Genomic DNA, 25,488 nt, shown 5'->3' on the forward strand with positions numbered 1-25,488 from the left:
TAAATGTAATAAGTGAATTCACCTCTTGAGTTGACACTTAGACCGTCTTACATAGATGTAAAGGTGTTCCGGAGATTCCGTTAACTTGAATGAAGTGAACTGTATACGTCTGTGTATATAGTTAACAAGGGTGGTAACGCGACTAATCCTCGTCCCTTTTTTGGGAGGAGGTTTTTTTATTTGTCATTTTTTACGCTAAAAGGAGGAATAAGTGATGAAAGAACGTTTACAAGAACTTCAACAAGAAGCAATTGCAAAAGTCGAAGCAGCAAGTGCTTTAAAAGAATTAAACGACGTACGCGTAGCTTATTTAGGAAAGAAAGGCCCTATCACAGAAGTACTTCGCGGTATGGGAAAACTTTCAGCTGAAGAGCGTCCTGTAATGGGAGCACTTGCAAATGAAGTGCGTGAAGCTATTGCATCTAAAATTGAAGAAAAACAAACGGCGTTAGAAGCAGCCGAGGTAGAGCGTAAACTTGCTTCAGAAACAATTGACGTAACGCTGCCAGGACGCCCTGTTAAAGCAGGTACGCATCACCCGCTAACAAGCGTGGTTGAAGAAGTAGAAGATTTATTTTTAGGAATGGGCTATGAAGTAGCAGAAGGACCGGAAGTAGAGCAGGACTACTATAATTTCGAAGCGCTGAACTTGCCAAAAGGTCACCCAGCGCGTGATATGCAAGATACGTTCTATATTACGGAAGAAACGCTTCTTCGTACGCATACATCAACTGTTCAAGCTCGTGTTATGAACAAGAATGAAGGCAAAGGACCTGTTAAAATTATTTGCCCGGGTAAAGTGTATCGCCGCGATGACGATGATGCTACACATTCTCATCAATTCATGCAAATTGAAGGTCTTGTAGTAGACGAAAACATTCGTATGAGCGATTTAAAAGGCACGCTTGAAGTATTTGTGAAAAAGATGTTCGGTGCAGATCGTGAAATTCGTCTTCGTCCAAGTTTCTTCCCATTCACTGAGCCGTCTGTAGAAGTAGACGTATCGTGTGCAAAATGTGGAGGTAAAGGCTGTAATGTATGTAAACAAACAGGCTGGATTGAGATTTTAGGAGCCGGCATGGTTCATCCAAATGTTCTTGAGATGGCTGGATACGATTCAACTAAATATCGTGGTTTTGCTTTTGGAATCGGTGTAGAGCGTATTGCTATGTTGAAACACGGCGTGGATGATATTCGTCATTTCTATACAAATGATGTTCGTTTCTTAGATCAATTTAAACAAGTATAAAGGAGGGACTACGATGTTTGTATCTTATCGTTGGTTACAAGAGTATGTTGACTTATCAGGCGTAACGGCAGAAGAGTTAGCAGATAAAATCACAAAAAGTGGAATTGAAGTTGAAGGTGTAGAAAACTTAAATAAAGGCATCAGCGGAGTAGTAATTGGTCACGTTGTAGAACGCGAACAGCATCCAAATGCTGATAAATTAAGCCGCTGTCAAGTAGATCTTGGCGGAGGAGAAATCGTTCAAATCGTGTGCGGAGCACCGAACGTGGCACAAGGTCAAAAAGTAGCGGTTGCAAAAGTGGGAGCTGTACTTCCAGGTAACTTTAAAATCAAGCGTGCTAAGCTTCGCGGTGAAGAATCGAACGGTATGATTTGTTCTCTTCAAGAGCTTGGCATTGAAAGCAAGCTTGTGGCAAAAGATTATCAAGAAGGCATCTTCGTGTTCCCAAGCGATGCTGAAGTAGGAGCAGATGCACTAGATGCATTAAACTTAAACGATGAAGTATTAGAACTAGGGCTAACACCAAACCGTTCAGACTGCTTAAGTATGTTAGGTGTAGCACATGAAGTGGCTGCTATTTTACGTCGTGAAGTGAAGTACCCGTCAGTAAACGTGCAAACGTCTGATGAGCAAGCAGCTGATTATATTTCCGTTAAAGTAGAGGCAAAAGAAGACAATCCGCTTTACGTAGCGCGCGTTGTCAAAAACGTAAAAATTGCTCCGTCACCACTATGGATGCAAACACGTTTAATGGCAGCTGGCATTCGCCCTCATAACAACGTAGTTGATATTACTAACTACATTTTGCTTGAATACGGCCAGCCGCTGCATGCTTTTGACTATGATCGTCTTGGTTCAAAAGAAATTGTTGTACGTCACGCGTCAGAAGGCGAGAAGCTTGTAACGCTTGATGACCAAGAGCGCGTATTAAAAGGCAATCAGCTTGTCATTACAAACGGAAGTGAACCGGTAGCACTTGCAGGTGTAATGGGCGGAGCAAACTCCGAAGTAAAAGACGATACGGTAAATGTTCTCATTGAATCAGCTTACTTCAAAGGCTTAACGGTTCGCCAAGCTTCAAAAGACCACGGTCTTCGCAGTGAGGCAAGCGCTCGTTTTGAAAAAGGAATTGATCCTAACCGTACGCGTGTAGCTGCTGACCGCGCAGCAGAATTAATGGCTGAATATGCTTCAGGTGAAGTGGTAAGCGGTACTGTAGAAGTAGATACACTAACTGTGGAACCTGCTGTTGTAGCTGTGTCACTTGGACGTATTAACAATGTGCTTGGTACAGAGCTATCAATGGAAGAAGTACAAGATATTATGAACCGTCTTCAATTTGAAAACAAAGTAGAAGACGAAACCATTGTTGTAACAGTGCCAACTCGTAGAGGTGATATTACAATCGAAGAAGATATCGTCGAGGAAGTAGCGCGCATGTATGGCTATGACAACCTTCCTACAACGCTTCCTGTAACAGTGGCAACTCCAGGAAAACTAACAGAGTATCAGCTTGGACGCCGCAAAGTTCGCCGTTTCTTAGAGGGAGCGGGACTAGCACAAACAATAACATATTCGTTAACGAGCGCTGAAAAAGCTACTCAGTTTGCACTCAATGCAACAAGTACGATTGGTTTAGCAATGCCTATGAGTGAAGATCGCAGCATCCTTCGTCAAAGCTTAGTGCCTCATTTGTTAGAAGCAGTGAAGCATAATAATGCTCGTCAATCGGATTCTATTGCCCTATACGAAACAGGCTCAGTGTTCTTATCTAAAGGTGAAGGAGAATTACCGGATGAGCAGGAGCGCGTAGCTGGTGCAATCACGGGTCTATGGCATACTCACGGCTGGCAAGGTGAAAAGAAAGTCGTTGATTTCTATGTGATTAAAGGTGTACTAGAAGGGTTATTTGCACAGCTTGGTTTGGAGAAACGAATCTCATATGCTCCCGTTAAAAAAGACGGTATGCACCCTGGACGTACAGCGGCTGTATGGTTAGATGAAAAAGAAATTGGATACGTAGGTCAAGTTCATCCTGTTGCTCAGAAACAGTATGGTCTTCGTGAAACATACGTATTTGAATTACACCTTCAAGAGCTATTAGCTGCAGATGTCGAAGAAATTCGTTATTCAGCTATTCCAAGATTCCCATCTATTACACGTGACATTGCACTTGTTGTAGATAAAAACGTTCTTGCAGGAGAAGTTCAACGCGTCATCTATACGACGGGTGGAGAACTTTTAAAAGACGTGACGGTATTTGATCTATATGAAGGAGAGCGTATGGAAGAAGGCAAGAAATCTGTAGCTTTCTCTTTACGTTACTTAGATCCTGAACGTACGTTAACAGATGAAGAAGTAGCAAAAGCACATGGTGCAGTGTTAGAGGCTGTAGAAAAAGAATTTGGTGCAACGCTTCGTTCATAAGAATAAGAAAAGAGATGTGGATTTCCACATCTCTTATTTTTTAGCTAATTTTAAAGCTTTTTCTGTATTAGCAAAATGAATTTTAGCTAAAGAGTTCAGCGCATTAACACCATGTTTTTTAATGATTTTAGCAGCGGCGATATCAACTTGTGCGCCAGCTCCGCGAGGAATGACCATCCCGGTCTTTTCCGTCAGTAAATCCATTTGTTTTAAAAATGCGTATCTGGCAATAATGGAAGCAGCGGCTACAGATAAATGAACGCTTTCTCCTTTTGTACTGAAAAAGACATTTTCTTTGATAATTTCTTTTTCCTTTACCACATGTTTATAATAGGTGTTTTTTTCGACAAACTGGTCAATTAAAATGGCATCGGGTTTTTCAGGGTCCAATTTTTTTAACACGTTGGATAAAGCTTTGTTGTGTAACAGAGCTTTCATTTTACCTTGTGACATGCCTTTTTCTTGAAATGCATTATACTTTTCGTTATGTAAAACAAGCAAACTATAGGGAATAAACGAAACAAGCTGCTTGGCAATTTCAATGATCTTAGCATCCGTTAACTCTTTTGAATCTCGTACTCCTAATTCTTTTAACAAAGGAAGCTGCTCTTTTTGAACATAGGCAGCAACTACGGTCATAGGACCAAAATAATCTCCCGTTCCTACCTCGTCAGAACCGATGACCGATAGTGAGCTGAAGTTTGATGGGAGGTGTGAGACAGGAGCTTTTTTCACAGCATCTAAAGGGCCTCCCCACTTAGCCGCTTCTGTTTCAGCTTCTTTTCCTTGAAAAAGTACTTTTCCAGAGCGGTACGCAGTGATAGAACAGCCTGGAGTTTTAGCTGCAAAAATACTTCCCTGCGGAAGTTTGGGCTGTAGATAGGATGTGTAATGAAGCTTCATTTTAGCTATTTGATCAGCTGATACTTTAATAACAGCATGTGACATAATGCTTCACTCCTTTCGGGGTATTTTAGTTTACTTTATAAGCACTATCCCTTATGATAGCTTAAATATAGATATGTTTCCATTGAAGTCTTCTTCGTGGTATGATAGGGATTAGGATTTTTCGTGGAACGGAGGATTTTCTCGTGTCAAGACAAGATAAAACACGTGCGACAGTTGACATCTTTGGTCAGCAGTACAGCATCGTCGGTAGCGAAAGTACAAGCCATATTCGACTTGTCGCCTCTATAGTGGATGAAAAAATGCGTGAAATCAGTACTAAAAACCCTTCTTTAGATATCAATAAATTAGCAGTATTAACAGCCGTGAATGCTGTACACGAATATATAAAACTGAAAGAAGACTATGAGAGACTTGAACAAAAACTTTATGGAAAAGAGGAATGACTGAGTCAATGCTTAATATCATTTTAATTATATTGCTTCTTTTAGGCTTTGTAACAGGTCTTAAAAGAGGATTTATTTTGCAGCTCATTCATATTGTCAGTTTTGCGGTTTCGTTTATCGTCGCTTATATGTTTAGTGGAGATTTGGCAAGCCGACTTCGCTTGTTGATTCCGTTTCCGGACAATATTCAGCAGCAAAGTGTCGCATCGTTTGTATTTGATTCTGGAACGATAGAAGACGCTTTTTATCGAATGATTGCATTTGCGATTTTATTTTTTGCTACTCACATTGTACTTCGCCTTGCAGGTTCTGTTTTAACGGCTTTAACGGAACTGCCAATTCTGCGCCAGTTAAATAAATGGGGTGGAGGTGCACTTGGGTTCGTTGAAGTGTATATCATCGTTTTTATTTTGTTATACATTGGAGCCGTGATTCCTGTAAGTGAAATTCAAACGCCAATTCAACAGTCTTCAATTGCAATCAATATCGTACAAAATACTCCGTACTTATCGTCTGCCATTCAAGATTTGTGGACACAGTATGGTGTAATGTAATGAAATTACAATAGCTTGTTGAGAGGGTGTGTCGAAAGTGTCATAATACTTTTGAGATACCCTCTTTTTTTATCGCAGTCTGTTCTGCGGTTTTAACGGAGATAAAAGTATGTCTAGATAAAAATTTGAGAGAGTACATATGTCACTCATCATGTTTTTGAAAGGTTCGTTATTATGATAATAGGCTGGTGAAAAGAGATGAATAAAAAGGATATTATTAAATTGTTAGAAACAATTGCTACATATATGGAATTAAAGGGAGATAACCCTTTTAAAATTTCCGCTTTTCGAAAAGCAGCTGCAGCGCTAGAAACGGACGAGAGAACGCTGACAGAGATTGAGGATTTTACAAAGCTCCAAGGGATTGGAAAAGGAACGGCTGCAGTCATTACAGAGTATATGGAAACAAATGAGTCAAGCGTACTAGAAGAACTAAAGCAAGAAGTTCCTGAAGGACTTATTCCTCTGCTTAAGCTGCCGGGGCTTGGAGGTAAAAAAATTGCTAAATTATATAAAGAGCTAGATATTCGAGATATGGAATCACTGCATCAGGCGTGTATGGAAAATCGAGTGCAGGGCCTAAGCGGTTTTGGTAAAAAGACGGAAGAGAAAATTATCGCTGCTGTTGAAGAGTTTGGGAAGCGTCCTGATCGTTTGCCTCTTGCTTTTATGCTTCCAATAGCGGAAGAAATTTTAGAAGCCCTTAAGCATATGCATAGCATTGAGCGTTTTTCTCAAGCAGGGAGCATTCGCCGCATGAGAGAAACCGTAAAAGATCTTGATTTTATTATTTCAACAGCTGAGCCTCATGCTGTCCGTGAACAGCTAGTATCGCTGTCAAATGTGAAGGATGTAATTGCAAATGGAGATACAAAAGTATCGGTAACGTTAGCCTATGAGTACGATGTGTCTGTGGATTTTCGTCTTGTGGAAGATAAAGCATTTGCCACGACGCTTCATCATTTTACAGGATCAAAAGATCATAACGTGCGCATGCGTCAATTAGCAAAAGAACGCGGTGAAAAAATTAGCGAGTATGGCGTTGAAAATACGGAGACAGGCGAAGTCATGACATTTGAGTCTGAACAAGCATTCTATGAACATTTTGGGCTGTCTTTTATTCCGCCGGAACTTCGTGAAGACGGAACGGAAGTAGATGCATTTATAAAGCCACAAACGCTCGTGACCTACGATGCCGTAAAAGGTGATTTGCATATGCACTCCACGTGGAGCGACGGGGCGTATTCGATTGAAGAAATGGCGGAAGCATGTCGCGCACGAGGCTATGAGTACATGGCGATTACGGACCATTCTCAGTATTTAAAAGTAGCTAACGGTCTAACGCCTGAACGCATTCGTAAACAGCGTGAAGAAATTAATCGGTTAAACGCACAGTTCGATGATTTTACAATACTAGCAGGAATTGAAATGGATATTTTGCCCGATGCAACACTTGATTATGATGATGAAATGCTAGCTGAGCTAGATTTTGTTATTGCATCCATTCACTCTAGTTTTTCACAATCACGCGAAGAAATTATGAATCGATTAAAGCAAGCATTAAACAATGTCCATGTAGATTTAATCGCTCATCCGACCGGTCGTTTGATTGGTCGCCGCAACGGATATGATGTAGATATTGATATGCTAATTGAATTAGCTAAAGAAACAAAAACGGCTCTTGAACTAAACGCGAATCCAAACCGTTTAGATTTAGCCGCTGAGCACATAAAAAAAGCCCAAGAGGCAGGAGTTAAAATTGCGATTAATACGGATGCTCACAATCTAGACATGTTAGAGCATATGGAAATTGGAATATCTACGGGAATTAAAGGCTGGCTTAAACCAGCAACGGTATTAAATACGTATAGCCTCAAAGAATTAACAGCCTTTTTAAATCGACATAAATAAGCAACAGGAGGAATCAGTTTTGCAATCACGTATTTTCCATGTACTAGAGTTTAATAAAGTTAAGGAACAGCTTCAGAAAAAAGTAGCTTCTTCTTTAGGCCGAGAAAAAGTAGCAAATTTGATTCCCTCGACTCAGTATGAAGAAGTAGTCAAATGGCAGGAAGCAACAGATGAAGCTACAACCGTGCTGCGATTGCGTGGCAACGTACCGCTAGGGGGCATTTTTGACGTTCGACCTAGCGTGAAGCGCGCTGAAATTGGAGGAACGCTAAGCTCTAATGAACTTCTTGATGTAGCAAGCACTATTTATGCTGCAAGACAAGTCAAACAATTTATTGAGCAAGTAGTAGAAGACAAAGATTTACAGCTTCCCATTATAACTGAACACATCGAAAAACTAATGCCTCTTCCTGAGGTAGAACAAACAATTAAAATGAGCATTGATGAGAATGGTACAGTGCTAGACGGTGCAAGCGACCAGCTAAGAGGCATTCGTCAAAAACTTCGCTCGACGGAGTCTCGTATTCGCGAAAAGCTAGAAAGTCTTATTCGCTCCTCGTCTGCTCAAAAAATGTTGTCAGATGCGATTGTGACTATTCGAAATGAACGTTTTGTTATTCCTGTTAAGCAAGAATATCGCAGTGCGTATGGAGGCATTGTCCACGACCAGTCTTCATCTGGAGCAACGTTATTTATTGAGCCTCAGGCGATTGTGACGTTAAACAATGAGCTTCAAGAAGCAAAAGTAAAAGAAAAACAAGAAATTGAGCGTATTCTCATTGCTTTAACCGTTCAGGTAGCGGAAGTGGCAAATGAACTCCGTCAAAACGTTTATCTGTTAGGTGAGCTGGACTTCATGTTTGCTAAAGGACGCTATAGCCATGAGCTAAAAGCTTCAAAACCTAAAATGAACGACCGAGGCTATATTAAGTTAGTGAAGGCAAAACATCCTCTTATTGCACAGGAAGATGTCGTTGCGAATGATATTGAGTTAGGTGATCAATATACGTCTATTGTTATTACAGGACCAAATACCGGCGGTAAAACCGTCACGTTAAAAACACTTGGATTATTTACGTTAATGGCTCAAGCAGGTTTGCAGATTCCTGCGCTGGATGGATCAGAAATGGCTGTGTTTAAACACGTATTTGCTGATATTGGAGATGAGCAGTCCATTGAACAAAGTCTGAGTACCTTTTCATCTCATATGGTCAATATTGTAGATATTTTACAAAAAGTAGATCATGAAAGTCTGGTCTTGTTCGATGAATTGGGAGCAGGAACAGATCCTCAAGAGGGTGCAGCGCTTGCTATTTCGATTTTAGATCAAGTATATGAAAGAGGCGCTCGCGTAGTTGCGACTACTCACTACCCTGAATTAAAAGCGTACGGCTATAACCGTGAAGGAGTGGTCAATGCTAGCGTAGAGTTCGATATTGAAACATTGAGTCCTACTTACAAGCTGCTGATTGGTGTACCGGGCCGAAGCAATGCGTTTGAAATTTCCAAACGTTTAGGTTTAAGTGCAGAAGTAATTGAACGCGCCAAAGGCTATATTGGCTCAGAAACAAATAAAGTAGAAAATATGATCGCTTCTCTTGAAGATAGCCGCCGTCAATCTGAACACGAGCTAGAAGAAGCGGAAGAGCTAAGAAAAGAGGCTCAGAAGCTTCATAAAGAATTACAGAGTCAGATTATTGAGTTTAATGAAAAACGAGATAAGCTGTACGAAAAAGCTGAAGAAAAAGCTCAAGCCACAGTTCAAGCAGCATCTGAAGAAGCAGAGAAAATCATTAGCGATTTGCGTAAAATGAGTCAAAAAAATCATGCGCTTGTAAAAGAGCATGAATTGATTGAAGCGCGTAAGCGTCTAGAAGATGCAGTTCCAACTCTTGAAAAAAGTAAAAAGAAACCGGCTGTGCCGAAAAAACAAGAGCGCACTCTTCAAGCTGGAGATGAAGTGAAAGTCTTAAGCTGGGGACAAAAAGGAACGCTTGTGGAACAAGTAAGCAATAATGAATGGCAAGTGCAAATGGGAATCATGAAAATGAAGGTGAAAGAAAAAGATCTCGAATATATCAGTTCCCCAAAACCTGTAGAAACGAAGCCGCTTGCTATGGTAAAAGGAAAAGATTATCATGTAAATCTAGAACTGGATTTAAGAGGAGAGCGCTATGAAAATGCGCTGATTCGAGTTGAAAAATATATTGATGATGCTTTGTTAGCCAACTATCCGCGCGTTTCGATTATCCACGGTAAAGGAACTGGAGCTCTTCGTAAAGGTGTACAGGAATATTTGAAAAATCATCGTTCTGTTAAAAATATTCGTTTCGGAGAAGCTTCTGAAGGAGGTTCTGGCGTTACGGTTGTGGAATTTAAATAAAAGAATGCTGAAATAAAGGTGTCAGTTGATGCGCTGAACAAGCATATATGAAGATAGAAAATCCGACATGGCTTATGGACTATGCTGGGTTTTCTATCTCTTTTAAGAACGATACAAGTAAAGGAAAGAGACCTGTCAGTTTATTGCGTGGAGTGTAATATAAATTAGGAGTGATGCAAAAATGAGGGATTTTTGGAAAGACCCGTATATTGAATCCGCCGCTTATTACAGCGTGGTTGTCTTGAGCATTGTCGTCTTTCTTGTTGTGTTTGAACTCGTTACTAAGTATAAGAATTGGGAAGAGATTCAAAAAGGAAATATGGCTGTTGCGATGGCAACAGGTGGGAAAATATTTGGATTAGCTAATATTTTTCGCTATTCGATTGAGCATAACGACAATTTGTTGCGAATGCTCGGATGGGGAATATATGGGTTCGTTCTTTTACTAGTGAGCTATTTTATTTTCGAATTTTTGACGCCAAAATTTCGAATCGATGATGAAATTGAACAAGATAACAGAGCCGTCGGGTTTATTTCACTTGTTATTTCAATCGGTATGTCCTATGTAATAGGAGCAGGGATAGGATAGGAGAGAGTTATGGAGAAGTTAGCGAAAATTTTACTCGTTTTATGCGGAGTGTTTATGCTTATTGGTCTTATCTATTTATCTATATAGCTTTTCCTAACATTGTGATGACAGCAAAAAAGCTGGCCTTAAAGAAGGTCAGCTTTTTTAATGATTACTTCCATACGTCTTCAGCAATTGAAATCACGTGCTTTACTTTATCCCGCTGCTGCTCTTCTGTTAAAAAAGAGAACATTGAATAACGATTGCATCTAAAAAAAGAATGAACTATAATTTTAATTAGAAAATTCTAATTTTTTATTTTTTTGAGGGAGAGGATACGTGTGGAATCCACCGAAAAGATATGGCTTTCTCAATATCCAGAGGAAATATCTGCTACGCTTCATTATGAACAAAAAAATTTAGCACAGCTTTTTGAAGAAGCAGTTCAAAAAGATCCTAAAAAAAACGCAATCTATTTTCTAGGGAAAAAAATGACGTTTTCCCAGCTGCATCAAGATTCTTTGAAACTGTCATCTTACCTTATTGAACTGGGATTAAAAAAAGGGGATAGAGTAGCCATTATGCTTCCAAATTGCCCTCAAGCTGTCATTTCCTTTTATGCTGTTCTTCTTGCCGGAGGAGTAGTCGTTCAAACAAACCCTTTGTATACGGAAAGAGAGTTAGAGTATCAGCTGAATGATTCAGAAGCGACCATGATTATTGCACTCGATTTGCTATATCCGCGTGTAGTAAAAATGAAAGCGTTAACAAGTATAGAACACGTAGTCATCACCTCAATTCAAGATTATCTCCCGTTTCCCAAAAACATACTCTATCCATTTATTCAGAGCAAACAGCAGAAGATAAGCGTGGATGTGAGTCATACGGAGACTACTCATTTATTTAAACGCATTATAAATGAATCCTCTCCAGCAGTATGTAATGCCGAGGGAATTTCAGATGAAGATATCGCAATTTTACAATACACTGGGGGAACAACAGGTTTTCCAAAAGGAGTCATGCTTACTCATAAAAACTTGGTAGCCAATGCAACGATGTGTTCACATTGGTTGTACCGCTGCAAGCATGGAGAAGAAAAAGTGCTTGGAATTATCCCGTTTTTTCACGTGTATGGTTTAACAACGGTTCTTGTTCTATCGGTTTTGCAAAACTACGAGATGGTGCTTCTGCCTAAATTTGATGCAAAAACGACGCTCAAAACCATTCATAAGCAGCAGCCTACTTTATTTCCAGGTGCTCCAACAATTTACATCGCATTATTAAACCATCCTGATTTAGCAAAATACAACCTATCTTCTATTGATTCATGTATGAGCGGTTCGGCTCCTCTCCCTGTGGAAGTGCAGGAGCAGTTTGAAAAGCTCACTGGAGGTAAACTAGTGGAAGGATACGGTTTAACGGAAACCTCTCCTGTTACTCATGCTAATTTTCTTTGGAAAGAGAGAATACCAGGAAGCATAGGAGTGCCTTGGCCAGACACGGATGCCAAAATTCTCTCGTTTGAAACAGGTAAAGAAGCTGCTGTAAGCGAAGTAGGAGAAATTGCGGTTAAAGGTCCTCAGGTAATGAAAGGATATTGGAAGCAGCCTGAAGAAACGGAGGCTGTTATGCGAGACGAATGGCTGCTAACAGGTGATGTTGGCTACATGGATGATAAGGGTTATTTTTATGTAGTAGATCGAAAGAAAGATATTATTATTGCCGGGGGATATAATATCTATCCCCGGGAAGTTGAAGAAGTATTATATGAGCATGAAAAAATTCAAGAAGCTGTAGTGGTAGGTGTTCCTGACCCATATAGAGGAGAAACAGTGAAGGCTTACATTGTATTAAAAAATGGTGTAAGATGTACTGAAGAAGAGTTAAATGATTTTTCTAGAAAGTATTTAGCTGCTTATAAAGTTCCGCGCCTTTATGAATTTCGAAATGAGCTTCCAAAAACAGCGGTCGGTAAGATTCTGCGACGAGCGCTGATTGAAGAAGAAAATGAAAAGCATAAAAAGGCGACGTAGTCGATCGTCGCCTTTGATTTTTTTGCTGAAACATAATTGACAGATACTTGCGGTTTCTTTATTATAAAGATATGAATGAATAATCATTCATATTTTAAAGGAGCGTATAAGATTGAGAAGAAATAAGCCAAAGTATAAGCAGATTATCGATGCAGCTGTAGTAGTAATAGCAGAAAACGGATACCACAATGCTCAGGTTTCTAAAATTGCTAAGCAGGCTGGAGTTGCAGACGGTACGATATATTTATATTTTAAGAACAAAGAAGATGTCTTGATTTCCTTATTTCAAGAGAAGATGGGACAATTTGTAGAAAAGATTTATGAAGAACTGGCGGGGATTGAAACCGCGGCAGAAAAACTTCATGTATTAATTGACAAGCATTTTTCATTTCTAGCGGAGGATCATCATTTAGCTACAGTGACACAGCTCGAACTGCGTCAATCGAACAAAGAATTAAGATTGAAAATTAACGATGTATTAAAAGATTATCTGACTCTCATTGATTCTATTTTACAGACAGGAATCGAAACGGGTGAGTTTTCTGAAAATATAGATATTCGCCTTGCGCGACAGATGATTTTTGGAACGATTGATGAAACTGTCACAACATGGGTAATGAACGATCATCGATATGGTCTAATAGAATCGGTGGATAAAGTCCATTCCCTACTGTTAAACGGCTGCAGCGGCTCATAGTGGTAAATGAGCCTGCTGCCCCCTTGCGAGGGGAAAAGCGCAAGGTAATGAAAATAGAAAGAAAGGGTGGGGGAAATAAATGGAGATTATCCAGGTTGAAACTGTTGATGCAATAAGCTTCATTACGTTGAATAGACAACCTGCTAACGCTTTGTCTCAAGATTTATTAAAAGATCTTTCAAGTGTTTTAAAACATTTAGAAGATAGCAAAGAGACAAGGGTTATCGTCATTAAAGGGGAAGGGAAATTCTTTTGTGCTGGAGCTGATATAAAAGAGTTTACATCACTTCAGCAGGAAAAAGAATACGAGAAGCTTGCTGTTAACGGCCAAGAACTCTTTGAGTATATTGAAAATTACCCAAAACCAGTTATTGCAGCTATTCATGGAGCTGCTTTAGGCGGAGGATTGGAGCTTGCTATGAGCTGCCATATCCGTTTGGTAACGGAAAATGCTAAGCTGGGCTTGCCTGAGCTTCAGTTAGGACTTATACCAGGGTTTGGAGGAACTCAGCGATTGCCTCGTTATGTAGGAGTTCATAAGGCTTGTGAGATGATGCTGACAAGTGATCCAATATCCGGGAGCGAGGCAGTGGAGTTAGGATTGGCAAACGCAGCTTTTGAAGAAAGTCAGCTTATCAACGAAACGTTTTTACTTGCTAGAAAAATTGCCAAAAAAAGCCCAATCTCTGTTAAAGCTACCTTGCAGCTGCTTCAGCATGTAAAAACAGATGCTTATTACAGCGGCATCAAAAAAGAAGCGCAGCTTTTTGGAAGCGTATTCAAAAGTCGGGATGCTCAAGAAGGCGTAGCCGCTTTTATTGAAAAGCGCCAGTCTAAATTTTTAGGAAAATAAGCTTAGGAGGGGAATTGAATGAATATTTATGTGTTAGTAAAAAGAACATTCGATACAGAGGAGAAACTTTCTTTAAAAAATGGTCAAATTGTTGAAGATGGAGCTGAATTTATTATTAATCCTTACGATGAGTATGCAGTTGAAGAAGCTATTCAGCTAAAGGAAAAGCATGGCGGGGAGATTACGGTCGTGAGTGTAGGAGGGGAAGAATCAGAAAAAGAACTCCGAACAGCTTTGGCTATGGGAGCAGATAAAGCGGTTTTAATCAACACAGAAGATGACATAGAAGATGGCGATCAGTACACGACTTCTAGGCTGCTGGCACAATACTTAAAAGAACAATCTCCTGATTTAATCTTGGCAGGAAACGTGGCGATTGACGGAGGTTCGGGCCAGGTGGGACCGCGCGTAGCAGAACAGTTAGAAATTCCTTATATTACGACCATTACAAAATTGGATATCGAAGGTGAAAAAGTGACGGTTGTACGCGATGTGGAAGGTGATTCGGAGGTTATTGAAACGTCGCTTCCTCTTTTAGTAACAGCTCAGCAGGGGCTTAACGAACCTCGCTATCCATCTCTTCCAGGGATTATGAAAGCGAAGAAGAAACCGTTGGTTGAAGTGGAACTGGATGATTTAGATTTAGATGAAGATGATGTAGAAGCAAAAACAAAGACAATTGAAATTTATTTGCCTCCGAAAAAAGATGCAGGACGCGTATTACAAGGAGATATAAAAGATCAAGTAACAGAACTGGTCAATTTACTGCATAAGGAAGCAAAAGTCATTTAATAAGTCAAAAGTCAAAACAATGGGGGTATTGCAATGGGACGCAAAGTGTTAGTTCTAGGAGAAGCACGTGATGGGGGATTACGAAACGTATCGTTTGAAGCGATTTCCGCAGCGTCTACTGTAGCTGACGGGGGAGAAATTGTTGCAGCGTTAGTAGGAAAGGACGTAAAAGCTTTAAGTGAAGAGCTTATTGCGTACGGAGCGAATAAAGTTGTTGTGACGGAGCATGAAGATTTAGCTGCTTACACATCGGATGGTTACGCTCAGGCGTTATTAGCTATCATTGAAAGTGAACAGCCTGAAGCTATCGTATTTGGCCATACGGCTCTTGGCAAAGATCTAGCGCCAAAACTGGCAGCCCGCTTAGACAAAGGACTTATCTCCGATGTGACGGATGTAGAAGTAGGAGGGGATCAAGTAGTCTTCACTCGCCCAATTTATTCTGGTAAAGCATTTGAAAAGAAAATCATGACTGATGCTTTTACGTTTGTCACGATTCGTCCAAATAATATTTCACCGCTTGCAAAAGATGAGGGACGTACAGGCGATGTAGAGGATTTAAATGTTGAAATCAAAAACCTGCGTACCGTGGTAAAAGAAGTTGTACGCAAAGCAACGCAAGGGGTTGATTTATCCGAAGCAAAAGTTGTGATTGCAGGTGGTCGAGGTGTAAAAAGCACGGAAGGTTTTGGGCCTCTCCAAGAACTAGCGAACGTGTTAAATGGAGCTGTTGGAGCGTCTCGCGGAGCGTGCGATGCAGATTACTGCGACTATTCTCTTCAAATCGGCCAGACGGGCAAAGTAGTCACACCAGATTTATACATTGCCTGTGGAATTTCAGGTGCTATTCAGCATTTGGCTGGCATGTCAAATTCAAAAATTATTGTTGCAATCAATAAAGATCCTGAAGCGAACATTTTTAAAGTAGCTGACTACGGAATCGTTGGAGATTTATTTGAAGTAGTGCCTCTGCTAACGGAAGAATTTAAAAAGCTGAAAGTACAGTCTGCGTAAATAGTAAAAGAGGCTAGGACAAACGTATTTTTGTTGAAGGAAGATCCGAACGATTAATCGTTCGGATTTTTTCATGGACGTAGTTGCTTTTAGCTGGGATTGGAGGGTAAGGCGAAGACTCCCGCGGAAAGCGAAGTCTTACACGGAAATCAACAGCGTTGGAACAAGTGATTTGTACGAGCTTATTTATCCAATCTGTTCGCTTTTAGATTCGGTTGATTTAGTTAGGGCTCAATCTCTTTTATTACGTGGAAAACGAGATTTTCTACGCATATTTTTAGGCAAATTGTACAAACTAGAGCGGAGAATAAACAGTATAAATGTAAGCAAAAAGTTAGCAAACCTTATTTGAAGGTGATATACTGTGAGTAGAATTTGGATATTGCATATATTTAGGAGGAATTAAAATGGCTATTGCACATGCTACAGATAAAAACTTTACAGATGAAATTAAATCAGGCCTAGTGCTTGTTGACTTTTGGGCACCATGGTGCGGACCTTGTAAAATGATTGCTCCAGTTCTTGAAGAAATTGATGGCGAACTTAACGATAAAGTTAAAATCGTAAAAGTAGACGTTGATGAAAACCAAGAAACAGCTGGAAAATTTGGTGTTATGAGTATCCCAACTTTAGTATTATTCAAAGATGGAGAGAAAGTTGACCAAGTAGTTGGCTTCCAACCAAAAGAAGCATTAACAGAATTAATTAATAAACACGCGTAAGTCAAAACCTAGCTCAGGCTAGGTTTTTTCTTTTTCTCCATTTTTTCTCTGTTGGGAATACTTTTATTTAGCGAATACGCGTTCGTTTGTTTTATACTAGATGTAAGGAACACCGTCATAAATCCGGCTTATGCACATGTATTAAGACAGGAAAGAATGTAGATTACGCTTCATAAGCGATTGTATAGATGGACAGAGTAAGAGAAGAGGAAGGAGAAAAGTATGAACGATTATTTAAAAGAAAAGCTGGCTATTTTACCGGATCAGCCTGGCTGTTACTTGATGAAAGATAAATATGGAACGGTCATTTACGTAGGAAAAGCAAAAGTATTAAAAAATCGAGTACGCTCCTACTTTACCGGATCTCATGACGGAAAGACGCTTCGACTTGTAAATGACATTGTCGATTTTGAATATATCGTCACATCTTCTAATTTAGAAGCGCTTATTTTAGAAATGAATTTAATTAAAAAGCATGACCCAAAATACAATATCATGCTTAAAGATGATAAGGGCTATCCCTTTATTAAGATTACAGCTGAAAAACAGCCCCGACTTGTTATTACAAGAAAAATAAAAAAAGATAAAGGAAAATACTTCGGTCCTTATCCTAACGTTCAAGCTGCAAATGAAACGAAGCGGCTTCTTGATCGCATTTATCCGTTAAGAAAGTGCTCCACCATGCCAGACAGGCCTTGTTTGTATTACCATATCGGGCAATGTCTAGCTCCTTGCGTAAAAGAAGTAAAAGAAGAGCAAAACAAACAAATTATTGAAAATATTACGCGGTTTTTAAATGGTGGATATGAGCATGTCAAAACAGAGTTAACTGAAAAAATGTTAAAAGCTTCAGAAGAACTTGACTTTGAACGGGCTAAAGAATACCGAGATCAAATTGCTCATATCGAAGCGACAATGGAAAAGCAAAAAGTAACGTTTAATGATTTTGTTAATCGGGATGTGTTTGGCTATTCTTATGATAAAGGCTGGATGTGTGTTCAAGTTTTCTTTATTCGCCAAGGGAAATTAATTGAGCGAGAAGTTTCTATGTTTCCTTTTTATAAAGAGCCAGAAGAAGATTTCTTAACTTTTATCGGTCAGTTTTATGCCAAAAATATTAAGCCAAAAGAAGTGATGGTTCCAGCAACGATTGATGCAGAGTTAGCTGAGAAATTAGTAGAAGTAGAGGTTCAGCATCCAAAGCGAGGCAAAAAGAAAGAATTAGTAGAACTTGCGTGTAAAAATGCAAAAATTGCGCTCAGTGAAAAATTCTATTTAATTGAACGAGATGAAGAGCGCACAGTTGGCGCAGTTGAACGGTTAGGAGAAGAGCTTGGAATTGCTGCTCCTTATCGGATTGAAGCATTTGATAACTCAAATATTCAAGGAACAGACCCAGTTTCTGCGATGATTGTTTTTGTTGATGGGAAACCAGAAAAGAAAGAATATCGAAAATATAAAATTAAGACCGTAAAGGGACCAGATGATTACAGTTCCATGAGGGAAGTCGTTCGCAGACGGTATTCCAGAGCGTTAAAAGAAGGTCTTCCGCTTCCGGATTTAATTGTTGTTGATGGAGGCAAAGGGCATTTAGCTGCAGTACAGGACGTTCTCGAAAATGAATTGGGACTTTTAGTGCCTACAGCAGGTCTTGTTAAAGATGATAAGCACAGAACCTCCAATCTGATGATTGGTGAGCCTCCTCAAATCATACCGCTTGAACGCAATAGTCAAGAATTTTATTTGCTTCAGCGAATTCAAGATGAAGTTCACCGCTTTGCGATTACCTTCCACCGTCAAGTGCGCTCTAAGTCCGCTTTTCAGTCAGTTCTGGACGACATTCCGGGAGTGGGAGAAAAGCGTAAAAAAGCTTTGTTAAAGCATTTTGGTTCGGTGAAAAAATTGAAAGAAGCAACGGTTGAAGATATTCGAAATTCAGGTGTTCCTCAAAACATTGCTGAAAAAATTTATGAAACATTGCAAAAATAGTCTTGAAATAATAGAAAATATTTGATAAGCTATTAACTAATTTCATACGACACTTCATCAAATGAAGTGAAGATAGAGGTGCAAATTTAATCAGTACGTGTCAGGAAGGGTATGAGCCCTTATGAATGATGCGGAAAGGGAAATTTGCCGAAGTGAACATTACCTCATAGTAATGATTGCTGGTTCTGCGTTGAATAAGCGTAGGATTGTCAAGATGTAGATTCTTGGAGAGCTATCTCACGGCAGTGGACGGTTATGTTTTATAATTTTCGTTCGTTAAGCAATGAGAGCTCATCTCATTGCTTTTTTTATTGTCTGAGTAAAAAAATTTAGCTTCTCATCATCCTGCATATGCAAATTTATTGAAAAGGAATGAACAAAATAATGGCATTAATCGTTCAAAAATTTGGTGGAACATCTGTTGGTTCTGTTGAACGTATTCAACATGTAGCAAACCGTGTTATTCAAGAAGCAGAGCGCGGTAATCAAGTAGTTGTTGTTGTATCGGCAATGGGCAAGACCACAGATGCACTGGTGAAATTAGCAAGTGATATTACGGACAGTCCAAGTAAACGCGAAATGGATATGCTTCTTACAACTGGAGAACAAGTAACGATTTCCCTGTTAACAATGGCTCTTCAATGCAAAGGTCATGAAGCAACTTCGCTAACAGGTTGGCAAGCTGGTATCCAGACGGAAGCAGTTCACAGCAATGCACGAATCCAGCACATTGACACGACTCGTATTCAAAGCCAATTAGATAGAGGTCGAATCGTAGTAGTAGCTGGATTCCAAGGCTGTTCAGAAGATGGAAGCATTACAACACTAGGTCGAGGCGGCTCTGACACGACGGCAGTAGCTCTTGCTGCGGCACTAAAAGCTGCAAAATGTGATATTTATACAGACGTAACAGGAGTGTTTACGACGGATCCGCGCTACGTAGAAGATGCTCGTAAACTTCACTCTATTTCATATGACGAAATGTTAGAATTAGCCAATTTGGGAGCAGGGGTGCTACATCCGCGTGCTGTTGAGTTTGCAAAAAATTATCAGGTACCGCTAGAAGTGCGTTCAAGCTTAGAAAACGAGAATGGAACGATTGTTGAGGAGGAAGTTTCAATGGAACAAAACTTAGTCGTAAGAGGAATTGCGTTTGAAGATAATATTTCACGGGTGACAATTGAAGGGTTAAACAACGAGTTACAAACTCTTTCTACTATTTTTACAGCATTAGCAAAAGAACAGTTAAATGTGGATATTATTATTCAAAACGTAACGGCTAATAATCGCCTCTCTATTTCATTTTCTATTAAAACCGTAGACGTAGAATCTGCTCTTGCCGTCTTAAAAGAGTATAAATCTACTTTGGGATATACGCGTATTGAACATGAAAGCGGTCTGGCTAAAGTATCGATTGTTGGATCTGGCATGATTTCTAACCCAGGTGTTGCAGCCGAAATGTTTGAAGTGCTGGCAGGAGAGAAAATTGAAGTGAAGATGGTCAGCACGTCTGAAATTAAAGTATCTACAGTTGTACCGCATGCTGATATGGTAAAAGCTGTTGAGACGCTTCACGTAGCATTTGAATTAGAAGAGCAGCAAGCAGTGCAAGTATAAAGAAGAGAAAAAGACGTGGTATTTCCACGTCTTTTATATATATTTCCTATTTTTTATAACGCTCCGCACGCGTTTCGGTAGGTAAGATATCTTTTCGGTCCCACTGCACGGAAATCAGCACTTTTCCGTTCTTTTCTTTATGTGTTAAGTAGGCTTCTGTTAGGCAGTTGTTTTGACGCTGAATCTGTTCAGCCACAAACCCTGACTCAAGATGAAATGAACAAGTTTCCTGCTGAAATCTTTTGCTAACCACGTCACCTGATAATTCAAGCTCTAGTGAATATTTATCTTTTTTTGCAAGCGTCAGTGTTCCCCAGGAAGCTGCTTTAAAAAATGCGACGATTTCATCCATTGTACTTAATGGATATTTACGTGCAAGGTGTTTTCCTGCCCAGTATGAGATGGTATTCGTTTCGTCTCCAAGAAGCTCTGGAATTAACACGTCACGCAAAAGGCTGTATCCGAAATATGAAACGTGATCAAGAGCTCTCTCTGTTTCAGCTGTGACATTAGGTTCTGATGTTTCCATCGTCTCTTCAAGTTCTTGCTGTGATTCTGTTTGTAAATTGCTCATGCTTTCCCCTCTTTCTTTACTACTATTATATACAAATCTAAAAAACCTCTCACGCCTTTTTTTAATAAAATGTAAGAGGATCTTTATTATGGTAAAAAGAGTTAGATGTAAAGATGGAAAATCCATAAAATTACTTTTAAAAGGGTACTTTTACCTGTGTAAATGTTTTGTGAACTTGTTTACAATAAAAGTATAAAGTAAACGCTTACTTAATTGTGGCAAGTGATATTATAATAGAAAGAAAAAATCTTTAACATCAATGCAGTAAGCGTTAACAAATATAAGATTTTATAAATTTATATTTTATAGAAGATTTAAACATCTTGCCTTGACGCTCTTAATCGATGGGAGTAAAATTAACCTGTCACATACTTTATTAGGAAATGCAAAGGTTTTCATTTCCTGTATTCACGATTAATCTATTTGTCTAGTGGGAGTAAGAAAGTTCTTCACAAACTATGTTCATTTAACTAAGGGGGGTCTACGCAGATGGCGGCAAACAGAGAGTTTCAATATCGGAGAATCCATTCACTACTTGGAGTAATACCAATCGGGATTTTCTTAACACAGCATTTAGTTGTGAATCATTTCGCGACAAAGGGAGAAGAATCATTTAATCAAGCAGCTCACTTCATGGAGAGCTTACCTTTCCGCTATGCTCTAGAAATTTTCATTATTTTCTTACCAATCGTTTTTCACGCAATATACGGTCTTTACATCGCATTCACTGCTAAAACAAACGTTAACAACTATGGATTTTTCCGTAACTGGATGTTTATCCTTCAGCGTGTTTCAGGTGTAATCACACTTATCTTCATCACATGGCACGTATGGGAAACCAGAATACAAGCTGCGCTTGGAAAAGAAGTAGATTTTCAAATGATGGAACGAATTTTAAGCAACCCAGCAATGTTTGCATTCTACATAGTTGGTGTTGTATCTACGATCTTCCACTTTGCAAACGGTCTATGGTCATTTGGAGTTAGCTGGGGGTTAACTGTAACACCACGTTCTCAAAGAATTTCAACTTATGTGACATTAGCAATTTTCTTAGCACTTACATTCGTAGGTGTTCGTACATTATTCGCATTTGCATAAAATTAAGGTTTTGAAGGAGTGGGGTTCCGATGAGTAACGGAAAAATCATCGTAGTCGGTGGCGGTTTAGCTGGCTTGATGGCAACAATAAAAATTGCTGAGTCTGGCAAGCAAGTAGATTTATTTTCACTAGTTCCAGTAAAAAGATCTCACTCAGTTTGCGCGCAAGGTGGAATCAACGGAGCCGTAAATACGAAAGGTGAAGGAGATTCACCATGGGAACACTTTGATGACACAGTGTATGGCGGAGACTTTTTAGCCAACCAGCCACCTGTAAAAGCAATGTGTGAAGCAGCTCCTGGTATTATTCACTTACTTGACCGTATGGGTGTTATGTTTAACCGTACTCCTGAGGGTTTGTTAGACTTCAGACGATTTGGCGGTACCCAGCATCACCGTACGGCTTTTGCTGGAGCAACAACGGGTCAACAGTTATTGTACGCATTAGATGAGCAGGTTCGTCGCTATGAAGTTGCCGGACTTGTGACAAAGTACGAAGGATGGGAATTCTTAGGTGCTGTTCTTGATGATGAGCGCAGCTGTCGCGGAATTTCTGCACAGAATTTAAAATCAATGAAAATTAAAACGTTCCCAGCCGATGCGGTTATTATGGCTACAGGTGGACCTGGGATTGTCTTTGGAAAATCGACGAACTCTGTCATTAATACAGGTTCAGCGGCATCTATCGTGTATCAGCAAGGTGCATACTATTCAAACGGAGAGTTTATTCAAATTCATCCAACTGCTATCCCGGGAGATGACAAGCTTCGTCTTATGAGTGAATCTGCTCGTGGAGAAGGCGGACGCGTTTGGACATATAAAGACGGTAAACCTTGGTATTTCTTAGAGGAAAAATATCCGGCATACGGTAACTTAGTACCTCGTGATATTGCTACTCGTGAAATTTTCGACGTCTGCGTAGCGCAGAAGTTAGGAATTAACGGAGAGAACATGGTTTATCTGGACCTTTCACATAAAGATCCAAAAGAGTTAGACATCAAACTTGGAGGTATCATTGAAATCTATGAAAAATTCATGGGCGATGATCCGCGCAAGGTGCCAATGAAAATTTTCCCAGCCGTACACTATTCAATGGGCGGTTTATGGGTGGATTACGATCAAATGACAAATATTCCTGGCTTATTCGCAGCTGGTGAGTGTGATTATTCACAGCACGGAGCGAACCGTTTAGGAGCAAACTCCTTATTATCAGCTATTTATGGTGGTATGGTTGCCGGTCCTAAAGCCGTTGAATACATCAATGGTTTAGAAAAGAGCGCAGATGCTATTTCTTCAAGCGTATATGATCGTCATGTGAAAGAAGAAGAAGAGAAATGGAACAATATCATGAATCTTCAAGGTACAGAAAACGCATACGTTCTTCATAAAGAGCTAGGGGAATGGATGACTGACAACGTGACAGTCGTACGATACAATGACAAACTGTTAAAAACAGATGAAAAGATTCAAGAATTAATTGAACGCTATGATCGTATTAACATTAATGACACGGCTAAATGGAGTAATCAAGCGGCAACATTTACTCGTCAGCTGCAAAACATGCTTCAGCTTTCACGTGTTGTAACGCTAGGAGCTTACAACCGTAACGAAAGTCGCGGTGCTCATTATAAGCCGGATTTCCCAGATCGTAACGATGAAGAATTCTTAAAAACAACAATGGCATCTTTCGTTGATAAGAAAACGGCTCCTTCTTTCCATTATGAAGAGGTAGACGTATCGTTAATCAAACCGCGTAAGCGCGACTACACAAAGAAAAAAGATGAAAAACAAAAAAAACAACAAGAGGGGGTTCGTTAATCAATGAGTGAACAACAAACAGTCCAAAAGACAGTGCGCTTCATTATTACACGTCAAGATTCAGCTGAATCTGCTCCTTACAATCAGGAGTTTGAAATTCCGTATCGTCCGAATATGAACGTTATTTCAGCACTGATGGAAATCAGACGTAACCCTGTAGATGCTTCAGGTAAAGAGGTTGCTCCGATAAACTGGGAAATGAACTGTTTAGAGGAAGTATGCGGAGCCTGTTCAATGGTTATCAACGGTAAACCTCGTCAGTCATGTACAGCTCTTGTTGATAAACTAGAACAGCCAATTCGCTTACAGCCAATGAAAACATTCCCTGTTGTTCGTGACTTGCAGGTAGACCGCAGCCGTATGTTTGATTCACTAAAAAAAGTAAAAGCTTGGGTTCCAATCGATGGCACATACGACTTAGGACCAGGACCGCGTATGCCAGAAAAGAAACGTCAGTGGGCGTATGAGTTATCCAAGTGTATGACATGCGGCGTTTGCTTAGAAGCTTGTCCAAACGTAAACGACAAGTCAAACTTCATCGGTCCAGCACCGCTTTCTCAAGTTCGCTTGTTTAATGCCCATCCAACCGGTGCGTTAAATAAAGGAGAACGTTTAGAGACGATTATGGGTGATGGAGGACTAGCGAACTGCGGAAACTCTCAAAACTGCGTGCAATCATGTCCAAAAGGAATTCCGTTGACTACTTCAATTGCAGCTTTGAACCGCGACACAACGATTCAAGCATTCAGAAGTTTCTTTGGTAGCGATCAAGTATAATCACTCAAAACCTCTCCACGCGGAGAGGTTTTATTTTGTCTAGGAAGAATGGAGGAATTACAGGTGAATAATATTTCGTATATTGAAGACATGAATCACTGGAAAGAGTCATTTTCGTTTAATCAGAAAATCAAGGTAAGATTTTCGGAAACAGATATGTTTGGGCATTTAAATAATACGGTTCCTTTTGTTTATTTTGAACAAGTACGTACGGAATTCTTTCACCATATTGGCTTTATGCAAAAATGGACGAGTGAGCATGAAGGAACAATACCGGTGGTGGCTGATTTGCAGTGCGACTATGTCAAACAAGTGTATTTTGGCGATATTCTAGCTGTTTTTGTAAAGGCCCATAAAATCGGACGTTCGTCGGTTGATTTACACTATATGATTCAAAATGAGCAAAGAGAGGTTGTACTCACGGGGAGAGGAACAATGGTGCAAATTTCTAAAGAAACAGGAAAAAGCGTGCCTTGGAATGAAGAGATGAAAAGGTGTTTATCAAATATATGAAAATGGCTTGAAGACTCTTTCTTCAGGCTTTTTTTCTTTTTCAAAGGTAAAAAAGAGTTTTTTGCATATTTTTTCTAAAACTAGTAACCGCGTAGGTATACCGCACATAAGATATGTTGACTAAATTTACACCCATCCGATAGTTCAACTCAGGATCAGGCAAGGAGGGTTACATTGAAAGAAAAAGAGTTTCAACCTAAACCGCTACTTACAAAGCGTGAACGAGAAGTATTCGAGCTTTTAGTACAGGACAAAACAACAAAAGAAATCGCGAGTGAACTATTCATTAGCGAAAAAACAGTTCGAAATCATATTTCTAATGCGATGCAAAAGCTTGGAGTCAAGGGGCGTTCTCAAGCAGTCGTAGAACTCCTTCGAATGGGAGAACTTGAACTATAACATGAGCTGGCTTTCTTCTTAGAAAGCCAGCTTTTTGTATATTTCTTTAAGTGGTGCATATGTATCTAGAAAGAATGACATTAAGAAAATGTTATAAAAAAGATAAATCTTTATAAAAAAAACTTATTGCTTGAAATTGAATTTCAGA

At 39.7% G+C, this 25,488-nt stretch carries 22 protein-coding genes, 1 riboswitch and 1 other annotated feature (1 of these 24 running past the window's edge); of the genes, 20 read left to right on the forward strand and 2 right to left on the reverse strand.

The window, feature by feature from the left end; all coding sequences use genetic code 11:
- Positions 1-160: a binding site (T-box leader), on the forward strand (it extends 76 nt beyond the left edge of the window).
- A 54-nt stretch (positions 161-214) separates the two neighbouring features.
- Together pheS and pheT are read left to right on the forward strand one after the other, a co-directional pair.
- Entirely contained in the window at positions 215-1,249 is a 1,035-nt protein-coding gene (gene pheS, locus SB717_RS06740) for a phenylalanine--tRNA ligase subunit alpha (protein ID WP_014458064.1), read from the forward strand.
- A gap of 13 nt (positions 1,250-1,262) precedes the next feature.
- Complete coding sequence (pheT, locus tag SB717_RS06745) at positions 1,263-3,677, forward strand: phenylalanine--tRNA ligase subunit beta (protein WP_410903492.1); 2,415 nt, start codon at positions 1,263-1,265, stop codon at positions 3,675-3,677.
- Positions 3,678-3,710: 33 nt separating this feature from the next.
- Here the strand turns inward: pheT and rnhC are convergent, their stop codons facing one another.
- Complete coding sequence (gene rnhC, locus SB717_RS06750) at positions 3,711-4,625, reverse strand: ribonuclease HIII (protein ID WP_410903493.1); 915 nt, start codon at positions 4,623-4,625, stop codon at positions 3,711-3,713.
- 143 nt (positions 4,626-4,768) lie between these two features.
- Here rnhC and zapA point away from each other — a divergent pair, with 143 nt between their 5' ends.
- The 13 genes from zapA (at position 4,769) to SB717_RS06815 (ending at position 20,162) form a co-directional block, all read left to right on the forward strand.
- Positions 4,769-5,029, forward strand: coding sequence for a cell division protein ZapA (zapA, locus tag SB717_RS06755; RefSeq protein ID WP_013059415.1), 261 nt, complete (start codon positions 4,769-4,771; stop codon positions 5,027-5,029).
- The gene (locus SB717_RS06760; protein ID WP_014458067.1) at positions 5,026-5,583 is read left to right on the forward strand and encodes a CvpA family protein; all 558 of its coding nucleotides are present in this window, start codon (positions 5,026-5,028) and stop codon (positions 5,581-5,583) included. The genes zapA and SB717_RS06760 overlap by 4 nt, the downstream gene beginning before the upstream one ends.
- A gap of 198 nt (positions 5,584-5,781) precedes the next feature.
- Positions 5,782-7,494 (forward strand): DNA polymerase/3'-5' exonuclease PolX, encoded by a 1,713-nt coding sequence (polX, locus tag SB717_RS06765; RefSeq protein WP_098622763.1) that lies wholly within the window; start codon positions 5,782-5,784, stop codon positions 7,492-7,494.
- Between the two features lie 19 nt (positions 7,495-7,513).
- Positions 7,514-9,877, forward strand: a complete 2,364-nt coding sequence (locus tag SB717_RS06770) for an endonuclease MutS2 (RefSeq protein WP_410903494.1) — start codon at positions 7,514-7,516, stop codon at positions 9,875-9,877.
- A 181-nt stretch (positions 9,878-10,058) separates the two neighbouring features.
- Complete coding sequence (locus SB717_RS06775) at positions 10,059-10,466, forward strand: DUF350 domain-containing protein (RefSeq protein ID WP_013059411.1); 408 nt, start codon at positions 10,059-10,061, stop codon at positions 10,464-10,466.
- A 320-nt stretch (positions 10,467-10,786) separates the two neighbouring features.
- Positions 10,787-12,478 carry an AMP-binding protein gene (locus SB717_RS06780; RefSeq protein WP_410903495.1) on the forward strand — a complete coding sequence of 564 codons (1,692 nt, stop codon included), beginning with the start codon at positions 10,787-10,789 and terminating at the stop codon, positions 12,476-12,478.
- Between the two features lie 112 nt (positions 12,479-12,590).
- On the forward strand, positions 12,591-13,175 hold the full coding sequence (fadR, locus tag SB717_RS06785; RefSeq protein ID WP_410903496.1) for a fatty acid metabolism transcriptional regulator FadR: 585 nt from the start codon (positions 12,591-12,593) through the stop codon (positions 13,173-13,175).
- Positions 13,176-13,254: 79 nt separating this feature from the next.
- Positions 13,255-14,028, forward strand: coding sequence for an enoyl-CoA hydratase (locus SB717_RS06790; RefSeq protein WP_410903497.1), 774 nt, complete (start codon positions 13,255-13,257; stop codon positions 14,026-14,028).
- 18 nt (positions 14,029-14,046) lie between these two features.
- A complete protein-coding gene (locus tag SB717_RS06795) occupies positions 14,047-14,820 on the forward strand; it encodes an electron transfer flavoprotein subunit beta/FixA family protein (RefSeq protein WP_016765685.1) in 774 nt (257 codons plus the stop codon).
- Between the two features lie 33 nt (positions 14,821-14,853).
- Positions 14,854-15,834: an electron transfer flavoprotein subunit alpha/FixB family protein gene (locus SB717_RS06800; RefSeq protein ID WP_410903498.1), complete on the forward strand. Its 981-nt coding sequence runs from the start codon at positions 14,854-14,856 to the stop codon at positions 15,832-15,834.
- Positions 15,835-16,241: 407 nt separating this feature from the next.
- Positions 16,242-16,556, forward strand: a complete 315-nt coding sequence (gene trxA, locus SB717_RS06805) for a thioredoxin (protein ID WP_013059404.1) — start codon at positions 16,242-16,244, stop codon at positions 16,554-16,556.
- Between the two features lie 222 nt (positions 16,557-16,778).
- Positions 16,779-18,545 (forward strand): excinuclease ABC subunit UvrC, encoded by a 1,767-nt coding sequence (gene uvrC, locus SB717_RS06810; protein WP_182003602.1) that lies wholly within the window; start codon positions 16,779-16,781, stop codon positions 18,543-18,545.
- A 65-nt stretch (positions 18,546-18,610) separates the two neighbouring features.
- Positions 18,611-18,788: riboswitch (Lysine riboswitch) on the forward strand.
- Between the two features lie 141 nt (positions 18,789-18,929).
- Positions 18,930-20,162, forward strand: coding sequence for an aspartate kinase (locus SB717_RS06815; protein ID WP_074677721.1), 1,233 nt, complete (start codon positions 18,930-18,932; stop codon positions 20,160-20,162).
- Between the two features lie 46 nt (positions 20,163-20,208).
- On the opposite strand, the gene SB717_RS06820 is transcribed toward SB717_RS06815, so the two are convergent.
- Positions 20,209-20,736: a YslB family protein gene (locus tag SB717_RS06820; RefSeq protein WP_410903499.1), complete on the reverse strand. Its 528-nt coding sequence runs from the start codon at positions 20,734-20,736 to the stop codon at positions 20,209-20,211.
- A gap of 489 nt (positions 20,737-21,225) precedes the next feature.
- Here SB717_RS06820 and SB717_RS06825 point away from each other — a divergent pair, with 489 nt between their 5' ends.
- From SB717_RS06825 to gerE, 5 genes are all read left to right on the forward strand, one after another.
- On the forward strand, positions 21,226-21,834 hold the full coding sequence (locus SB717_RS06825) for a succinate dehydrogenase cytochrome b558 subunit (protein WP_028411754.1): 609 nt from the start codon (positions 21,226-21,228) through the stop codon (positions 21,832-21,834).
- Positions 21,835-21,863: 29 nt separating this feature from the next.
- On the forward strand, positions 21,864-23,651 hold the full coding sequence (gene sdhA, locus SB717_RS06830; RefSeq protein WP_410903500.1) for a succinate dehydrogenase flavoprotein subunit: 1,788 nt from the start codon (positions 21,864-21,866) through the stop codon (positions 23,649-23,651).
- Between the two features lie 3 nt (positions 23,652-23,654).
- Positions 23,655-24,428, forward strand: coding sequence for a succinate dehydrogenase iron-sulfur subunit (gene sdhB, locus SB717_RS06835; RefSeq protein ID WP_013059398.1), 774 nt, complete (start codon positions 23,655-23,657; stop codon positions 24,426-24,428).
- Positions 24,429-24,491: 63 nt separating this feature from the next.
- Complete coding sequence (locus SB717_RS06840) at positions 24,492-24,941, forward strand: acyl-CoA thioesterase (protein WP_081350903.1); 450 nt, start codon at positions 24,492-24,494, stop codon at positions 24,939-24,941.
- 174 nt (positions 24,942-25,115) lie between these two features.
- Positions 25,116-25,340, forward strand: a complete 225-nt coding sequence (gene gerE / locus SB717_RS06845; protein ID WP_013059396.1) for a spore germination transcription factor GerE — start codon at positions 25,116-25,118, stop codon at positions 25,338-25,340.
- Positions 25,341-25,488 lie beyond the last annotated feature (148 nt).

It is taken from the genome of Priestia sp. SIMBA_032 (assembly GCF_046535215.1).
In the GTDB taxonomy this organism is placed as follows: domain Bacteria; phylum Bacillota; class Bacilli; order Bacillales; family Bacillaceae_H; genus Priestia; species Priestia aryabhattai.